Consider the following 16017-nt stretch of genomic DNA (forward strand, 5'->3'; position numbering starts at 1 on the left):
CCGACATTCCCGCCCTACAGGAGACGGCATGACGAGGATTACAGGTGAACAGCTGGCGCGCATTGCGCTCGACGCAGGCAAGCTGGTGATGGAAATCTATTCGACCGACTTTAATGTCGAGCGGAAAGATGATGCCTCCCCGGTCACTGAAGCAGACGCCAAGGCCGAAATCCTGATCCTCGATGGGTTGAAGGCAGCTGAGCCGGACCTCAAGGTGATCGCAGAGGAGTCCGTTTCGGCAGGCAACGTCCCGGAGCACGGCCATCGGTTCGCCCTAGTTGACCCGCTGGACGGCACGCGCGAGTTCATCAACCGCAATGGTCAGTTCACCGTGAACATTGGCATCATCGAACATGGAAAGCCTGTGATGGGCGTCGTCTATGCCCCGGCCCTCAACCGCCTCTTCGTTGCCGATGGCCCGGACAGCGCCTGGCAGGCTGACGTCAAACCGGGCGCACCGGTTCCGTCAGAAGATGCGCGCCGCCCGCTGCATATCCGCAAATGCCCCGATGCTGGCGTCACCGCCATCGCGTCGAAGTCTCACCGCTCACCAGAGACCGACGGCTTCCTGAAAAAGTTCAAGGTCGATGAGATCATCTCGGCAGGCTCATCACTTAAATTTTGCCTGCTTGGCGCGGGCGAGGCTGACCTCTATCCGCGCATGGGCCGCACCATGGAATGGGACACCGCCGCCGGTCAGGCCGTCGCGGAGGCTGCAGGCGCAGTGGTCCTCACTGAAGACGGCGCACCGCTGCGCTATGGCAAGCGCGAGCGCGGCTACGACAATCCGCATTTCATCGTCTATGGGGATGTGTCGCCGGTCACCGCTTAGTTGTCGGGGCGGGATTTGTGATTGTCCTTCTGGTGCCAGGCCCAGGCCGTCTCCAGGATCGTATCGATATCTGAACGCTGCGGGCGCCAGCCCAACACGCGTTCAGCCTTTGCAGCCGAGGCAACGAGCGATGGCGGATCACCCGGACGCCGCGCGCCGGACTGCCGCGGCACGGACTTGCCAGCGACACGCGATACAGCGTCCGCGAGCTCGCTGACTGACACGCCCCGGCCCGTCCCTAGATTGAAGACATCACTCTCGCCGCCGGCATCGAGATAGTCGAGCGCACGCCAGTGAGCATCCGCAAGGTCACTGACATGCACATAGTCGCGGACCGGCGTGCCGTCGCGCGTGTCGAAATCTGTCCCGTTGATCGTGAACGTGAAGGTGCCATCCATGGCGCCCATAATGGCCAGTGGAATAACGTGCGGTTCGGGATCATGGCGCTCGCCAATCTCGCCTGCCGGGTCTGCGCCGCCTGCATTGAAATAACGAAGGATCACTGATTTCAGCCCATGCGCCATGCCAAAATCGCGGATCATGCGCTCGGCGATCATCTTGGACGCGCCATAGGGATTGATTGGCGCCTGCGGCGTTTCTTCGGTGATCAGCTCTTCATGAACGCCATAGGTCGCGCAGGAAGATGAGAAGACGAGCCTGCGCACATCAGCGGCCCGCATCGCCTCAAGCAGGCTGAGCGTGCCCGCCACGTTGTTTTGATAATAGATTTCCGGCTGCTTCATCGACTCGGCGACGTAAGCAAAGGCCGCGAAATGCGCGACCGCGTCCGGCTTCGCGTCTCTCAGGACCTCGGTCAGCTTTGCCGTATCGTGCAGGTCCCCCTCGATCAGTTCACCCCAGCGCACAAAATCCCGCCAGCCGCGCGAGAGGTTATCATAGACCACGATGTTCCAGCCAGCCTCAGCAAAAGCCTTGCAGCTATGGCTGCCGACATAGCCAGCCCCGCCGGTTACGAGCACGGTTTTGGTCATTTGCGCGGCCCCTTCACCTGAACGCTAATCTCGACAGAAGGCCTACCGTCTCCAGCGCGGAATTCAAACCTCAAACCCGAATGCAGAAAAGGCGGCACCGAAGTGCCGCCTTCCCCCGATTTCTTTAGTTTCGAAACCCGGCCTAGTTGCCGCCGAAACGCTTTGTCAGGCTGATCTTGAAAGTCCGGCCAAACGGATTGTGCGTGTACGGGTCATAGTTCAATTCGAACTGGGCGAATGGCGGGTCTTCGTCGGTGACGTTGACCACCGAAAGACCAAGATCGAGATCGTAGTCCGACCGCCAAGTGTAGAAGACATCGAAGGTCGTCTGGCTGTCGATGTCGGAGTTCCCATTGCCTGTGAGATCGCCACGTTCATCATCATAAGAGTCGATGTACCGCATCACACCACGAATGTTGTGGTTGCCGAACATATAGTTGGCAAACAGGTTCGCTTTGATCTGCGGCAGGGAACGCGAGAAGTTCGATCTGTTGAACTGATCGACGCGGTCACCCCCCGGAATGATGGCGTCCTCGATCTGGAAGTCGTCCACGTCATATTCGAAGACGTATGTCGCTTCGCCACCGAGGGTGAACTCACCCCGGCCTGCGTCCCAGACCTGCTCAGCACGAAGATCGATACCGGACGTCTGAATGTCCGGACCGTTCACGACATTTGTCGTGATACGAGCGATCTCGTTCGGCTCGTTGATGCCGTTGCTGTTATTATCGGTGAAGGTGACCCGGTTTAGGATCGCCGCCTGCTGATTGCCAGCAGCAATTGCCGCGAGGGCCGCACCAACAATCGACGCCTGATCTTCAACGATGATCGGATCCTTGAAGTCGAAATTGTAATAGTCAGCCGAAGCCGTGAAACCATTACCATTGTCGAACAGTGCACCGAAGTTGAAGCTGAAGGCCGATTCCGGGTCCAGCTGTGGGTTACCGAACTGATCAACCGCTTTGAATGCGCTGGTCGGTGCAACGAATTGCAGCGTCGTGACCTGTCCAGAAAGCTGGTTCAGCGTTGGGCCACGGAACGAGCTCTGAGCAGAACCGCGAAGTGCGAAACCGTCGGACACCTGCCACTTGGCCGCGACCTTCGGGTCAAAGGTTGAACCCACGTCGCCGCCATAATCTTCGTAGCGGACAGCAAACTGCATATCCACATCTTCGAAGAGTGGCACCTGAAGTTCACCGAAAGCCGCATAGATGGTCTGGCTTTCATCGAACGGCGTCGTGCCCGCAAGGAAGGAGAACGGACCCGTTCCGCCCGGACCCGGATTCTGCGTGAGGTCAGTCACTTCATTCGGGTCGACTTCATAGCTCTCCCGGCGGACCTGAACGCCAGCAGCCCAACCAATCTCACCGCCAGCAGCCTGAACACCGCTGAGTCCCGACAGGGTTGCGTCGAAGACTGTCAGATTCGTCGTCACGACTGAGCCGACACCGTCCGTCATCCATTCAGCGAGGGTTGAGGAGTTCTCAAGCCCCGGAACGTAGTTCGGGTTGGCCTGGCCGGTAATGGCACTCGACTGAATCGCATTGGAGAATGGATTGTAATATTCACAATCACCCTGACCCGCGACTGCACCCGCCGGGATCGCACCCGTGTTTGCATCACCACAGACACCAAAGCCCTGAAGCGCGATGGTCAGGCCGTTGATGTAGGTATCATTGGTAATCCGCTCACCTTCGGTTTGCGACCAGGTAAGCGCCGTATCCCAGTTCACACCGTTTGAGAACTGACCATCGAACTGACCACCGAGGCGGTAGCTCTCATAGGTCCGGAAGCCTTCCTGTGCCCCGCCCGTGCCGGGGAAACCACCCCAACCGAATGACCGGCCGATATAGAGTGCAGCCAGTGTGCCCGCGGGAAATGCGGTGGGATTGTCGGCCCTGTACTGGGCGAAACCCGGATGGGAGGCTGGCACCACCTGGTTGGTCAGAACCTGTGGCGGGTAGGAAGGTGATGTCTTCCACTCAGGCACATCCGAGTAACCATAGAGCGCCTCAAGGTGCATGTTCACGCCATTCGCGAACTCGCGATTGTACTCAGAGAAAACCTGGTAGCGTTCTTCTTCTTCAACGAGGTTGTCGAATTGCGTGAACTGGAAACGGCATGTGCCAACGACGATGCCGCCGACATCCGTACATCCATTATCGCCAACCGCACCGGCGATCGGACCGACGCCCGTGCCGGTAAAGCCGAGCGGGACATAATAGCCGGGGTTGGACAGGGAAGACCAACCACCAACAGGGTTCTCGCTGAACGGCACGATTGCCCAGTCTTTTTCGAGCAGCGAGACTTCGCTGCGCTTGTTGTAACCAACAGACGTGACCCAGCCCCAGTTTTCGCCCTGGAGACCGTAAGTAGCATTGATGTTGTAGTTCCCGTCCGTGCCTTCAAATGTTGAGTAGTCGCCGCCGACCTCAAAGCCTTCGAAGTCGTCACGGGTGATAAAGTTCACAACGCCAGCGATGGCGTCAGACCCGTAAATCGCGGCTGCACCGTCTTTCAGCACCTCGATCCGGCCGACAGCGGCGGTCGGAATCATGTTCGTGTCGACGAAGAGCTGCGCCTGTTCGCCAATTGCGTATGGGTGGAAGGTCTGGCGACGGCCGTTGATGAGCACCAACGTCCGTGCCGGGCCAAGACCCCGCAGGTTGATGTTCGACGTACCTTCAAGACCGTTCGATGCGAACTGGTTGGTCTGGCTGTCTGTACCGGACGAGACGCCAAGATTGCGGATCAGTTCGGTGATGGTGGGTGACCCTTCGAGCTGGAGATCACCAGCTGTCAGAACATCGACAGGCAGGGCGGCGTCTTCCGGCGTACCGGCAATCGCAGACCCCGTGACGGTGACGGTCTGCTGGCGCAGTGTGTCGTCATCTCCGTCTTCCTGGGCGTATGCAGCACCGGCTGCGCTTAGCGCAAACACCGACGTCGCAAGCAGCCACTTGTTCGTAGTTTTCATGTGTCGTTTCCTCCCAAATACTGGACGATCCGCTCTTTTGGCGGCGGATTCCCGTTGATCACTGCTGATTTGGAAGTCGAATTCAATCGCAATTCGGTGTTGCGGTGCCGCAAAAATACCTGACCACTTCGATAGCTATCGAAACTGATAGGTCCCTATAGGTAAAGCTGACTGGTATTCACTTTCACGCTTTGGCCTTCCGCGGGGTCATTTTTGCCTCTTCGGCTTGCTGCACCCGACAAAAACTGTCATCAGGCCGCCATGCATTATCAGGCCGCGCCCGCTTTCCTCGCCCTGGCTGACGCCTTCGCAGACGCAGCAGAACCCGCGCACTTTCAGACCTCCGTGTTGCGATTTCGCAACACTCGCTGGGATGAGCGCGTCGGATTAGGGCAGCTGACGCCGGAAGCATGGGCAAATCACTTCGCCAGATTTCGTCCGCTCCCGGACAATATCGAGACGCCGCTCGCCATGCGGTATCACGGGCATCAATTCGGCGTGTACAACCCGGAGCTCGGTGATGGCCGCGGCTTCCTGTTTGCGCAGCTTCGCGACGATCAAGGCCGTCTGCTGGACCTTGGAACGAAAGGGTCAGGCCAGACGCGCTGGTCGAGACAAGGCGATGGCCGCCTCACGCTCAAGGGCGGGGTCCGTGAAGTCCTCGCCGCGCAATACCTTGAAGCGCACGGCGTAAAGACGTCCAAACCGTTCAGCCTGATCGAGACGGGCGAAGAGCTTGCCCGCAATGATGAGCCCTCGCCTGCCCGCAGCGCCGTGCTCACCCGCCTGTCGCACAGCCATATCCGCTTCGGCACTTTCCAACGCGCCGCTTCGATGGGGGAGACCGAAAATCTTGCCCGCCTCATTCGCTATTGCTGCGAAGTCTATTATCCCGACGCGGTGGACGAAGACATTTCCGTCATGGCGCCTGCCCTCCTGCACCGCATAACAGAGCAGACGGCCCGCATGGTCGCCCAGTGGATGGCGACCGGCTTCGTGCACGGCGTGATGAACACCGACAATTTCAACATTACCGGTGAGAGCTTCGATTACGGGCCGTGGCGCTTCCTGCCAGAGTCGGACCCGAATTTCACGGCCGCCTATTTCGACCAGCAAGGCCTTTATCGCTTCGGCCGCCAGCCGACGCAGGGGCTCTGGGCGCTGCAACAGCTCGCCATTGCGATGTCGCCTGTCTGTGACACTGACCCGCTTGGCGAAGCGCTCCAAGCTTATGAGCCCGCCTATCAGGCTGCCCTTGCCGAACATAACCTCAAACTCTTCGGCCTGCAGTCATCAGGCGACCTGCATGATGACCTCGTCTGGCTGCAGGCGCTCTATACCTGGATGTCGGAAACGCGCGCGCCTTGGCCGCAGGTCTTCTTTGACTGGTTCTGCGGCAGCGAAAGCGAAGCACGGGCCGCCAAAAGCCCCATCGCTTCCATGTATGCAGACGCAGGTTTCGCCCCGGTGAGAGACGGAATGTTCGCCCGCAATCCGGACCGACCAGAGCGCCTGTCGCATGCCTATTGGCAGCGCGAAAAGCCGATCTCTCTTCTCTATGATGAGGTCGAGGCGATCTGGGCCCCGATTGCAGAGCGCGATGACTGGAGCCTGTTTGAACAGACGCTCAAGGACATCGACGCGGCCAGAGAGGCGCTCGACATCACTTTTGAACCTTCCGCCCAAAAGGCATAAGCTGCCCCTGCGGCAATAAATGTCGCTGCGCCGCAGCAAAATTTGTGTCAAATGCGCCCCGGTGCGATAGATACATGGCGCAAGAGTCGCCCGGAGGGATAGAAAATGGACGGTACAGCCGCAGAAAAGATTTCACCTGTGATGGACGGCCTGCTTCCTGCGATGAAGGAAGCCGTGGTCAGCCTCGAAGCCTTTGGCGAAGATGCGAAGGCCGCGATGCGCGCCCGCCTCGCCCCGGAAGGCAAGATCGACCGCAAACTGCTCGACCATCACCAGCATTCGGCCCACGGCCTGGCTTGGGTCATCACCTATGTCGAAACGCTGCGCGAGACGGCCGACTGGGCTGACCGCATGACGGCAGAGGGCAAGTTCGGTGAAATCGAGCAGCTTCTCTCACAGGTCCTTTTCTCGGAGTATTGCGCCCAGCTGATCGGCGGCATCCCGATGAACCAGGGTGAGATCATCCGCCCATCCGACATCGGAGTCTCGAAGGACGGCATGGAGCGCCTGTTAGAGCCTGCCGTCCAGCGCTTCCTCACCGAAGGCAAGACGACCGAGGTCATGGCCGCCGCCGCAAAGCACCTGCCCGACGCCCTGTCGCGCGCCACGGTGGAAGAGACCGGCCTCGACGAAACCCTCAACATGATCCGCGACCAGTTCCGCCGTTTTGCGACCGACCGGATCCTCCCGCACGCCCATGAGTGGCATCTGAAGAACGAATACATTCCGATGCCGATCGTCGAAGAGATGGCAGAGCTTGGCGTCTTTGGCCTCACCATCCCGGAGGAGTTCGGCGGCCTCGGCATGGACAAGACGGCCATGTGCGTCGTCTCCGAGGAGCTCAGCCGCGGCTATATCGGCACCGGCTCGCTCGGCACGCGGTCAGAGATTGCAGCGGAGCTGATCCTGATCGGCGGCACCGATGCCCAGAAGCAGAAATTCCTGCCGGCCATCTCCTCCGGCGACATCCTGCCAACGGCTGTCTTCACTGAACCGAATACCGGCTCTGATCTCGGCGCGCTGAAGACCCGCGCAGTGAAAGACGGCGACACCTACAAGATCACTGGCAACAAGACCTGGATCACCCACCCGGTCCGCGCCGACATGATGACGGTGCTCGCGCGCACGGACCCGGCGACGAATAATTTCTCCGGCCTCTCAATGTTCCTGGCTGAAAAGCCACGCGGCGATGATGCTAACCCCTTCCCCGCAGACGGCATGACCGGCGGTGAGATCGAGGTGCTCGGCTATCGCGGCATGAAAGAGTACGAGATCAGCTTCGATGAGTTCGACGTGCCCGCCGCCAATTTGCTGGGTGAGACCGAAGGCATGGGCTTCCGTCACCTGATGGCGACCTTTGAAAGCGCCCGCATCCAGACCGCTGCCCGCGCCATCGGCGTTGGTCAGAACGCGTTCGAACTCGGCCTGAAATACGCCATCGACCGCGAACAGTTCGGCCGCTCCATCTTTGAGTTTCCACGCGTCGCCAACAAGCTCGTCATGATGGCCGCTGAACTGATCGGTGTGCGCCAGCTCACCTATTATTCAGCCCGCCAGAAAGACAGCGGCAAACGCTGCGACCTCGAAGCCGGCATGGCCAAACTCCTTGGCGCCCGCGTCGCATGGGCCGCCGCCGACAACGCCGTCCAGATCCACGGCGGCAACGGCTTCGCGCTGGAATACCCGGTCAGCCGCGTCCTCCAGGACGCCCGCATCCTCAATATCTTCGAAGGCGCTGGCGAAGTTCAGGCCATGGTGATCGCGCGGCGGCTGGTTGAAGGCGGGAATTAGGCACCTCTGTCTTTCGACCGGCTAGCCGAAAAGCGGAACTCTACGGCATGCGTCACCCTCGACGGGCGAAAGCCCGTCTGAGGGACCATCACCTGTCATCGCCGCCCGACGCAACATCCCAGGTCAGATGATGGACGCTCAGACCGCGTCCCGCGGTCGAGCGTGACGCAAGTTTAGAAGGTTTCATCCTCCCTCTCCGCTGACCCCTGCGCAGGCATCTTCGGAATGAAACGCGTTTGAGTATGTAGTGTCCAAGGTGTGCGTCACCCTCGACGGGCGAAGGTCCGTCTGAGGGTCCATCTCCTGCCATCGAAATTCGTCCTGGCGCTATCAACTCTATCGTCATCCCGGCCTTGAGCCGGGAGCCAGAGAAAACGAAGCGCGACGCAGCAGCTGGGTCCCGGTCTTGCGCAAGAACGCAAACCAGGATGACGGCGAGGCAGGGCTGTCGGACAAAACAAATCCATCCCCACCCTCTAGAGCCTAGCGCATACTACACGCCTCCCATCACCAGACAGGGCGGTCCGGACCGACCGGGTGGAGATGGTTCTCGTTGATGCTGCACGTGCCGGCACTGACCCCGGCGCGCGCAGGCAGAAGCGGGAGGGCTCATGCGCGGCAATGCTGACCATGAGCGGAGTGCGAAGGTGACCGGTGCTGCCGGCGGGGTGTAACGCCCCTGCCATGCGGTCGGCGTCATGTGGGGTAATCAGTGCTGCGCAGGCTGTCCTGCGTACGAAAATGTTTCCGAGACGGGCCGGGAGTGAGACATCCGAACGGCCGACACCCTTCGCAGGGCGCGTCCATGGCGCACGCTCTACAGCCACGCCGAAAGGCTGGCATTACCTATAGCGTCCACCCTGGACGCGCCCGGCCCTGTCACTGCAGGGCGAGACGACAAGCGTACCGCCAGCGGGAACCCCGTATGGCGATATTGGTGTTTGAGTTTTAGTGTCCGCTCACCCCGGCGCAGGCCGGGGTCTCGTGAAACAGGCGCAGCACTCAATCTGGCTGAGAGCCCGGCCTGCGCCGGGATGAGCGAATGTATCAGACGCTGCAGCCCTGAGCCCGCTCCATGAGAGGCGCGCCAGCAGCACCGAGACGGGAGCAAACCTGAAAGGAGCCTATTCAGAAGCATTCCCCACAAGGTCGCGCACGCCATTTAAGAGGCGTTCGGCAAGGCCCTCGCCCACTTCTTCAGGGTCAGCGAACTCATTCTCGGCGAGCATGTTGGCTTCGCCATTTATCTCGGCTTCTTCAAACAGGCGGAGAGAGCGCCCCTCGCCCTTTAGCGCAGTGATCGCGCCGATTAGCGACCCGCCTGTGGCCTCCAATGCGTCGGAAAGCTCAGCTTTGCTGACGCCAAGGTGCTCGCTGACAAGGCGCGCGCGCAAATTGGAGATAGAGGCCCTGATCTCGTCCGGCTCCCCGCACTGGGCGGCCTCGACGGCGAGATCGGTTTCGGTATCGAAGCCCATGGAGCGGTTGTTCAGATTGGAGGAGCCGACACGGATCAACTCATCGTCGAGGATCAGAATCTTGGCGTGCACATAGATCGGAGATTCACTCGTCGTGACCGGATAATAGGCCGCGAACCGGTTATATGGGTCGTTCGCCCAGAGGTGTTCCAGCATGCGCACACGTGCCCCATCCATCGCCTTCTGGCGCAGCCACCCTTCTGCGTTTCGCGGAAGGATGAGAACGATTTCTGGTCCGTCGTCCTCCTGCAGGCGTTCGGCCATTGCGTGGACCAGTTTGGCGGAGGCGAGATACTGGCTCTCGATGTAGAGCGTGTCTTTCGCTCGCGCGATGGCCTCAAGATAGAGCGCCTCAATCTCGCGGACTTCATCGAAATCCGAGAAGCCGGGAAAGGTGCGGGCCAGCGCAACCGGCACGTTGCTCCAGGTCAGGTCGAGGCCCGGCCAGACGGGGTCATTGTCGCATTGCGGCGGCGGCAGCTTCTCGCCCGTCGAGCGCAGCCATCGCTCACGCGCCACGTCCCCCAGCGCGCAGGCGATGTCGCCGGAGACGGCCACGGTTGCGTCGTGCCAGGGCTTCGGCATCTCGCTTTCGCCGGGCAGCGTGCGGCAGGGCTGGTCATCGAGATGCTCGCACGTGTCCCAGCGGCCCGCTGTCATGTCGATGCCGCCGCAGAAGGCCACCTGGTCGTCGATGACAATGATCTTGGAGTGATGGGCTGCCCCGACGGGGTGCGTGGAATCGAGCTGGAAATGGAAATTGTCGTTGAACCGCATCGGACGAACGCCGATCGGCACCATGCCGCGCAGCACAGATTGCATCGCCCCGACATTCCATTTCAGCATGTAAAGCTGAAGCTGTTCGCGTTCATTGGTGATCCAAGACAGAAACTCGCCGAGCTGGTTGGGTCCATCGAGGGTCTGTTCGTCTGGTTCGAACTCAATTCGTGTGTCGAAATCCCAACCGATCATCATGATCGTCTTTTCGGCGTTCAGCATCGCTTCCTTGACGGACCTGAAATAGTCCCGGCCTTCGAGGATGATGCGCAGCTTGTCAGCATTTTCGATACGTTGGCAGGTTTTCCCCGGAACCAGCAAATTCTCAACAGCCATGTCTGCGGCGTCCCCGTTTCCTGCCTTCTGCATTATGATGGCGATAGCGTTCGCTATCCAGTAACGCAGCTGCTGGCGCTGGGTTGCCCGCCTTCGCTGATGGGCTGGTTTCTGCCATAAGGCGCGCGAGGAATTTGAAGGTAAGACTATGGACGAAGCAGACTGGAACTTCACCGAGCAACAGGCAGAGACGGTCTATACATGTGAGCAGCTCCGCGATTCCAAAGGCGTGAAGCCGCATAGCGAGATCATGCTGGACCTTTTCTTCGTGCCGATCGAGGGCGAAGAGGCCCGCCGCGCGGCGTTCGAAAAGGCGTTGGAAACGTTCGGCTATCAGCCGGGCGAGGCTGAGAATGAAAACGAGGTTGCCGCCTCAATCGGGCCGATCCCCTTTACACCGCAAGATATCTGGCTGCATGAGGAACGCACGACCAAGATGGCGCTGGCCCGCGGCTTCAGGCCGGACGGCTGGGGCTTCGCTGAACCGGAATAGGCGCTGTCCTGATCAAAAGGGCGCGCGAAAGTTGGAGAGACGGCACATGTCATCTGGACCGGACAAAGACATCGAAACCGCCCGCCGGGTCGTGCAGATCGAACGCGAGGCGCTGGACGCGCTCGCAAACAGTCTCGATGACAGCTTTTCGGCTGCCGTCGACGCGATCGTGGCCTGCAAGGGCTATTTCATCGTCGCAGGCGTCGGCAAGTCCGGCCATATCGGCCAGAAGATCGCCGCAACCATGGCATCGACAGGCACGCCCTCCTTTTTTCTCCACCCGACCGAGGCCAGCCATGGTGACCTCGGCATGGTACGCCCCGATAGCGTGGTTCTCGCCATCTCCTATTCGGGCGAAACGCGCGAGCTGATCGATCTCCTTCGCTATTGCCGGTCACACGATGTGACACTCATCGCGATGACCCGCTCGGCTGACAGCCTGCTTGGCCGCAATGCCGATATCCTTCTGGCGCTGCCTGAGCATGAAGAAGCCTGCCCGAACGGTCTTGCGCCAACCTCTTCGACCACGATGACACTCGTCATGGGCGATGCGCTGGCGGTGGCGCTTATGGCGCGGCGTGGCTTCAGCCGGGAAGATTTCGGCGCGCGTCACCCGGGCGGCAAGCTCGGCAAAGCGCTTCACACGGTTGCCGACTATCTCATGTCCCGTGATGCGAGCCCGCCAGTCATCGCGCAGGATGCAGGTCTTCGAGACGTCATTCAGGCTATCGCAGAGGGCCGACAGGGCTGTGTTGCTGTCGTCGATGCGGACGGGCGCTACACGGGCATTATCACGGACGGCGATCTTCGCCGCTATATGCAGGATGCCAGCGAAGCAGGCACCGCGCGCGAAATGATGACGCGCGGCGGCAAGACGTTCGTCAAGGGTGACCGCATCGCCCTCGTCGTTGATGTGATGACCAAACTCCGGATCGCGAACGGGTTCGTCCTGGATGATGGAAAGCCGGTCGGCATCATTCACACCAAGGACCTTCTGGAAGAAGGCTACATCTAGCAGAGGGCCGGTCGCGGCTCGTTTCAGGCTCGTCATGGAAAACGTCGACGTCGATATCGTTCACAGCATTGAACTGGCCGTAGCGCCAGTCTTCCTGATTGCGGGTATTGGTGCGCTCCTCACCGTGCTGACGAACCGGCTTGGCCGTACGGTTGACCGCTCCCGCGCTCTGGAAATGGAACTGATGGTTGAGGGCGCGATGGAAAGTCATCCGCGCTGGCGCGCTGAAATCATTCTGCTCGACCGGCGCATCTCATGGATTAACCGGGCGATCGTGCTGTCGACCGCGGCGATGCTGCTTATCTGTCTCGTCATTGTGACGCTGTTCACCGGCCAGCTCTTCAATCTCAGTGTCGGCATCCCGGTCTCGGTCCTCTTCATCATGACGATGGGCGCGCTCATCACCGCGACAGGCAGCTTCCTCTGGGAGATTCACCTTGCCGCAGCGATGATCCGCGTGCGTACCGACGTTCTGCAGCGGGCGCGTCCAGTCGCACGGCCGAAGGTGCGTTTCTGGAAACGCTGGAAGTAGGCTGACCAGACGGCCTGTAAGCCGGGTTCTGTCCAGCGCCTTGCGGCGCCTGTGCAGTCATTCCTCTGGGAGCCCTGTCGCCAGGACCCTCACGCGACACACCCGGGGCGCGGGCTGGAAACGGCCCATGCGCACCCCCTATTCGGTCTTGCTCCAGGCGGGGTTTACCATGCCAGGGACGTTACCGCCCCCGCGGTGGGCTCTTACCCCACCCTTTCACCCTTACTCCGGACGAATCCGGAGCGGTCTGCTCTCTGTGGCACTTTCCCTCGGCTCACGCCGGGCGGACGTTATCCGCCGCCTTGTTTCCATGGAGCCCGGACTTTCCTCCAGCATAGCCTTGTGAGCCATACCAGCGACTGCCCGGCCGTCTGGTCAGGGCGCCCCTATACGCCAGAATATCCCCACCCGCCAGATCGCGTGTAAGATCCCCGGATTACCGGAAACAGTACGCACATGGTGATGTCCTCTTCAAAGTCTTGCCATGCGAGCAAGGACCCACGGAAATCGTGTTTGATGGCAGGCCGCTATGGCGTCACGGGCCGGGCTGATCCATGCTGCGCAGATCAACGCAGCCTATGCAGGGGAGCCCGATGGAGGCCTGGCTGACCAAACTGCCCATGCCGCAATTCATGCGGGAGTGGATCATTCTTCCGCTTTGGCGTGCCATTGTCAGGCTCTCACGCCCGGAAGTCCGTATCGTGACGGGCGGGATCAGTTTCTACGCGCTCTTCTCTATTTTCCCGCTCATCTATCTCACGCTGACCCTTCTCTTCTCGCTACTTCCTCATGACCTTTCGGGCGCGCTGTCGAATACGGTGGACCAGGTGCTGACCTCTGCCGTCGCCCCGCTACAGCAGGCTGACCTCGCAACGATCCGGGACTCTACACCGCAGGGCCTCACCATCCGGGCGATAGGTGCAATCCTTATCGTTCTTTATACCGCGACATCCGGAGCCAAGGCTGCCATTACCGGCATCCGCATGGTGGCAGGCAGCGAGCGACGTTCAAACATCATCCGCTTTCAGGGCGTGTCCCTGCTGATGACGACGCTCCTCATCCTCATCGTGTGGCTGCTTGGCGCGCTACAGCTTCTGATGTCATTTGCCACCGAACGCGAAGGCTTCATCGCCTTCTCGCTGGCCCGCGACATTTCCAGATTTGCCGCCCAGCTCTGGCTTGGTAAATTCGTCGCCTGCTTTGTGATCTTCTACCTGATCATCTCGCTCTCACTATATGGCCGTATCAGTTCAGGCCGCTCCATGATGCTGGGCGCGGCGGCGGGGGCGTTCAGCTGGAGCATCGCGACCTGGGCCTATCACCTTTACCTGCGCATATCGGTGCTCGACACATTCTACGGTGCGCTGGCTTCGGTGATCCTCGGTTTCATCTGGCTTGTGGTGTCGGTATCGTCGCTCCTGCTCGGGGCCGCACTCAGCGTGGAGTGGTCAAAACTGCTCTCTGAAGAACCGCCCGAGACCGAAACCCTGGCAGACGATCTGCTTCAAGGCGAGGCTGATCAGACCGCAGAGTAAGCCAACGCCACTGCCGCCGCCAGGGCTCGCACCTCGGCGCTCTCTATTCCATCGACGCGAGCAGGCAGCCAGCGGCGCTGAAAAGCTGTGATCGCGGCGGCAGGGTCGTTCACATCATAACCGATCGCGCGCAAGGACGTCTCAGCGGGCCGGTCCGGCGCGTCGACCTCCTTGGGCCAGATGCCAATGCCGGCTTCGGCAAGCCGCTGCCAGGGGAAGTGCTCCCCCGGGTCCGCCTTGCGGGCCGGCGCGATATCGCTGTGTCCGACAATACGGTCCGCCGGGATATCCCAGCGGGCTATGATCGCTTTCGACAGCGCGATGACAGCTTCGATCTGCGCATCCGGATAGTCCGGCAGGCTGCCATCGCTCGCGGGCCAGTCATGACCACCATTGATGATCTCTATGCCGATGGAGCGGGAATTGAGGTCTTCGTCGCCTTGCCAGCTGGACACGCCTGCATGCCATGCCCTTTTGTCTTCATCCACGAGCTGGAGGATTTCGCCGTTTTCGCGCACCACATAATGCGCCGATACGCCGGCATCCTTGTCGCAAAGCCGCTCAATCGCCGCGTCGCCTGTTTCCATCCCGGTATAGTGCAGCACCAGCATGTCGAGCGGTGCCTCGCGATCATTGAAGTTCGGGCTGGAGAGGCGTTTGATCTTCATTTCGCGACACGTGCTTTCTCAGGCAGCGCAGCCTCTGGCAGGGACTTGTTCCGGCGAAGCGCGATCACGAACACACCGCTTAGGGAGATCGCCGCTCCGACAATCAGGCGCAAGGTAAGCGGTTCGCCAAGCAGGCTGACAGCAAGGACCACGCCCCAGATCGGTGTCATGAGCGTCAGCGGCGAAAGGAGCGAGATGTCGTATTTTTTGATGAGATAATAGTAAGCGCCATGGCCGAAAACGCTGACGCCTAGCACCGCGAACACGGTCGCAATCCAGACAAACCAGCCGCCGCCAACAAATGCCTCGACCTGGCCTCCTTCCGTCAGGAAGGAGAAAATCAGGAGCGGCCCAAAGCTGAATAGCCCGAGCCAGGCCTGAAGCTGCAGCGCGCTGATTGGCGCCATCTTCTTCATCAGGATGCCGCCGGACGCGCCGATGAAGGCAGAGATGATCACATAGATGAGACCGAAGCTGACCGAGAAGCTACCGGGATCGAAAGCGATCAGGGTCACACCGGCAAAAGCCAGCATGATGCCGAGCCCCCGCCTCCAGCCGACTTTCTCACCCAGGAAAGCCATACTCATCAATGTGGCGAAAGGCACGCCCAGCTGCCCGGTAACGGAGACAGCGCTCGCTTCGGCATTGGCGAGCCCCATGAAAAGAAGCGCAAAATGCACCGCCCCCATACACATGGAGATGGCGAACAGGGTCAGCATCTGTTTGGGAGCTGGAAACAGGAATGGAATGAGGACGAGTGCAATCCCGGCAAAGCGCACGGCCGCGAAGAAGACGGGCGGTACGGCCGCGTCAGCGACGACCCAGCGGGTCACGACAAGGTTCAGCCCCCAGACAAAGCAGACGGCGAAGAGAAGCAGAAAATCGCGGAAACCCAT

General features: G+C 60.3%; 12 protein-coding genes and 1 other RNA gene. 7 read left to right on the forward strand and 6 right to left on the reverse strand.

Features of this window, described 5'->3' with window-relative positions:
• The first annotated feature begins 28 nt into the window (after window positions 1-28).
• On the forward strand, window positions 29-832 hold the full coding sequence (gene cysQ / locus D1224_RS05860) for a 3'(2'),5'-bisphosphate nucleotidase CysQ (protein WP_119378973.1): 804 nt from the start codon (window positions 29-31) through the stop codon (window positions 830-832).
• Here the strand turns inward: cysQ and galE are convergent.
• Together galE and D1224_RS05870 are read right to left on the reverse strand one after the other, a co-directional pair.
• Window positions 829-1824 carry a UDP-glucose 4-epimerase GalE gene (gene galE, locus D1224_RS05865; RefSeq protein WP_119378974.1) on the reverse strand — a complete coding sequence of 332 codons (996 nt, stop codon included), beginning with the start codon at window positions 1822-1824 and terminating at the stop codon, window positions 829-831. The two genes, cysQ and galE, sit on opposite strands and share 4 nt — an antisense overlap.
• A 142-nt stretch (window positions 1825-1966) precedes the next feature.
• Window positions 1967-4801, reverse strand: a complete 2835-nt coding sequence (locus D1224_RS05870; RefSeq protein WP_119378975.1) for a TonB-dependent receptor domain-containing protein — start codon at window positions 4799-4801, stop codon at window positions 1967-1969.
• Between the two features lie 261 nt (window positions 4802-5062).
• Here D1224_RS05870 and D1224_RS05875 point away from each other — a divergent pair, with 261 nt between their 5' ends.
• Together D1224_RS05875 and D1224_RS05880 are read left to right on the forward strand one after the other, a co-directional pair.
• Window positions 5063-6496 (forward strand): protein adenylyltransferase SelO family protein, encoded by a 1434-nt coding sequence (locus tag D1224_RS05875; RefSeq protein WP_119378976.1) that lies wholly within the window; start codon window positions 5063-5065, stop codon window positions 6494-6496.
• Between the two features lie 105 nt (window positions 6497-6601).
• Window positions 6602-8287 (forward strand): acyl-CoA dehydrogenase family protein, encoded by a 1686-nt coding sequence (locus tag D1224_RS05880; RefSeq protein WP_119378977.1) that lies wholly within the window; start codon window positions 6602-6604, stop codon window positions 8285-8287.
• A gap of 1124 nt (window positions 8288-9411) precedes the next feature.
• Here D1224_RS05880 and D1224_RS05885 read toward each other — a convergent pair.
• Window positions 9412-10878, reverse strand: a complete 1467-nt coding sequence (locus D1224_RS05885) for a phospholipase D-like domain-containing protein (protein WP_119378978.1) — start codon at window positions 10876-10878, stop codon at window positions 9412-9414.
• Between the two features lie 148 nt (window positions 10879-11026).
• Between D1224_RS05885 and D1224_RS05890 the strand changes: the two genes are divergently transcribed.
• Genes D1224_RS05890 through D1224_RS05900 form a run of 3 tightly spaced genes read left to right on the forward strand, consistent with a single transcriptional unit; the run spans window position 11027 to window position 12918 of the window.
• Entirely contained in the window at window positions 11027-11371 is a 345-nt protein-coding gene (locus D1224_RS05890) for a hypothetical protein (protein ID WP_119378979.1), read from the forward strand.
• Window positions 11372-11417: 46 nt separating this feature from the next.
• Window positions 11418-12386: a KpsF/GutQ family sugar-phosphate isomerase gene (locus tag D1224_RS05895; protein WP_119378980.1), complete on the forward strand. Its 969-nt coding sequence runs from the start codon at window positions 11418-11420 to the stop codon at window positions 12384-12386.
• 34 nt (window positions 12387-12420) lie between these two features.
• A complete protein-coding gene (locus D1224_RS05900) occupies window positions 12421-12918 on the forward strand; it encodes a DUF2721 domain-containing protein (protein ID WP_182482182.1) in 498 nt (165 codons plus the stop codon).
• Window position 12919: 1 nt separating this feature from the next.
• On the opposite strand, the gene rnpB is transcribed toward D1224_RS05900, so the two are convergent.
• Window positions 12920-13293, reverse strand: an RNA gene (gene rnpB / locus D1224_RS05905) — RNase P RNA component class A.
• 179 nt (window positions 13294-13472) lie between these two features.
• Between rnpB and D1224_RS05910 the strand changes: the two genes are divergently transcribed.
• The gene (locus tag D1224_RS05910) at window positions 13473-14453 is read left to right on the forward strand and encodes a YhjD/YihY/BrkB family envelope integrity protein (RefSeq protein WP_233350414.1); all 981 of its coding nucleotides are present in this window, start codon (window positions 13473-13475) and stop codon (window positions 14451-14453) included.
• On the opposite strand, the gene D1224_RS05915 is transcribed toward D1224_RS05910, so the two are convergent.
• On the reverse strand, window positions 14438-15121 hold the full coding sequence (locus tag D1224_RS05915; RefSeq protein ID WP_119378983.1) for an N-acetylmuramoyl-L-alanine amidase: 684 nt from the start codon (window positions 15119-15121) through the stop codon (window positions 14438-14440). The two genes, D1224_RS05910 and D1224_RS05915, sit on opposite strands and share 16 nt — an antisense overlap.
• Window positions 15118-16017: a DMT family transporter gene (locus tag D1224_RS05920; protein ID WP_119378984.1), complete on the reverse strand. Its 900-nt coding sequence runs from the start codon at window positions 16015-16017 to the stop codon at window positions 15118-15120. Before D1224_RS05920 ends, D1224_RS05915 begins: the two co-directional genes overlap by 4 nt.

This window comes from Henriciella barbarensis (assembly GCF_003576345.1).
In the GTDB taxonomy this organism is placed as follows: domain Bacteria; phylum Pseudomonadota; class Alphaproteobacteria; order Caulobacterales; family Hyphomonadaceae; genus Henriciella; species Henriciella barbarensis.

What these genes read in the sequence shown, in the direction of transcription:
- cysQ (WP_119378973.1), top strand. Translation starts at nt 29, where the DNA reads ATGACGAGGATTACAGGTGAACAGCTGGCGCGCATTGCGCTCGACGCA.
- galE (WP_119378974.1), bottom strand. Translation starts at nt 1,824, where the DNA reads ATGACCAAAACCGTGCTCGTAACCGGCGGGGCTGGCTATGTCGGCAGC.
- D1224_RS05870 (WP_119378975.1), bottom strand. Translation starts at nt 4,801, where the DNA reads ATGAAAACTACGAACAAGTGGCTGCTTGCGACGTCGGTGTTTGCGCTA.
- D1224_RS05875 (WP_119378976.1), top strand. Translation starts at nt 5,063, where the DNA reads ATGCATTATCAGGCCGCGCCCGCTTTCCTCGCCCTGGCTGACGCCTTC.
- D1224_RS05880 (WP_119378977.1), top strand. Translation starts at nt 6,602, where the DNA reads ATGGACGGTACAGCCGCAGAAAAGATTTCACCTGTGATGGACGGCCTG.
- D1224_RS05885 (WP_119378978.1), bottom strand. Translation starts at nt 10,878, where the DNA reads ATGGCTGTTGAGAATTTGCTGGTTCCGGGGAAAACCTGCCAACGTATC.
- D1224_RS05890 (WP_119378979.1), top strand. Translation starts at nt 11,027, where the DNA reads ATGGACGAAGCAGACTGGAACTTCACCGAGCAACAGGCAGAGACGGTC.
- D1224_RS05895 (WP_119378980.1), top strand. Translation starts at nt 11,418, where the DNA reads ATGTCATCTGGACCGGACAAAGACATCGAAACCGCCCGCCGGGTCGTG.
- D1224_RS05900 (WP_182482182.1), top strand. Translation starts at nt 12,421, where the DNA reads ATGGAAAACGTCGACGTCGATATCGTTCACAGCATTGAACTGGCCGTA.
- D1224_RS05910 (WP_233350414.1), top strand. Translation starts at nt 13,473, where the DNA reads ATGCTGCGCAGATCAACGCAGCCTATGCAGGGGAGCCCGATGGAGGCC.
- D1224_RS05915 (WP_119378983.1), bottom strand. Translation starts at nt 15,121, where the DNA reads ATGAAGATCAAACGCCTCTCCAGCCCGAACTTCAATGATCGCGAGGCA.
- D1224_RS05920 (WP_119378984.1), bottom strand. Translation starts at nt 16,017, where the DNA reads ATGGGTTTCCGCGATTTTCTGCTTCTCTTCGCCGTCTGCTTTGTCTGG.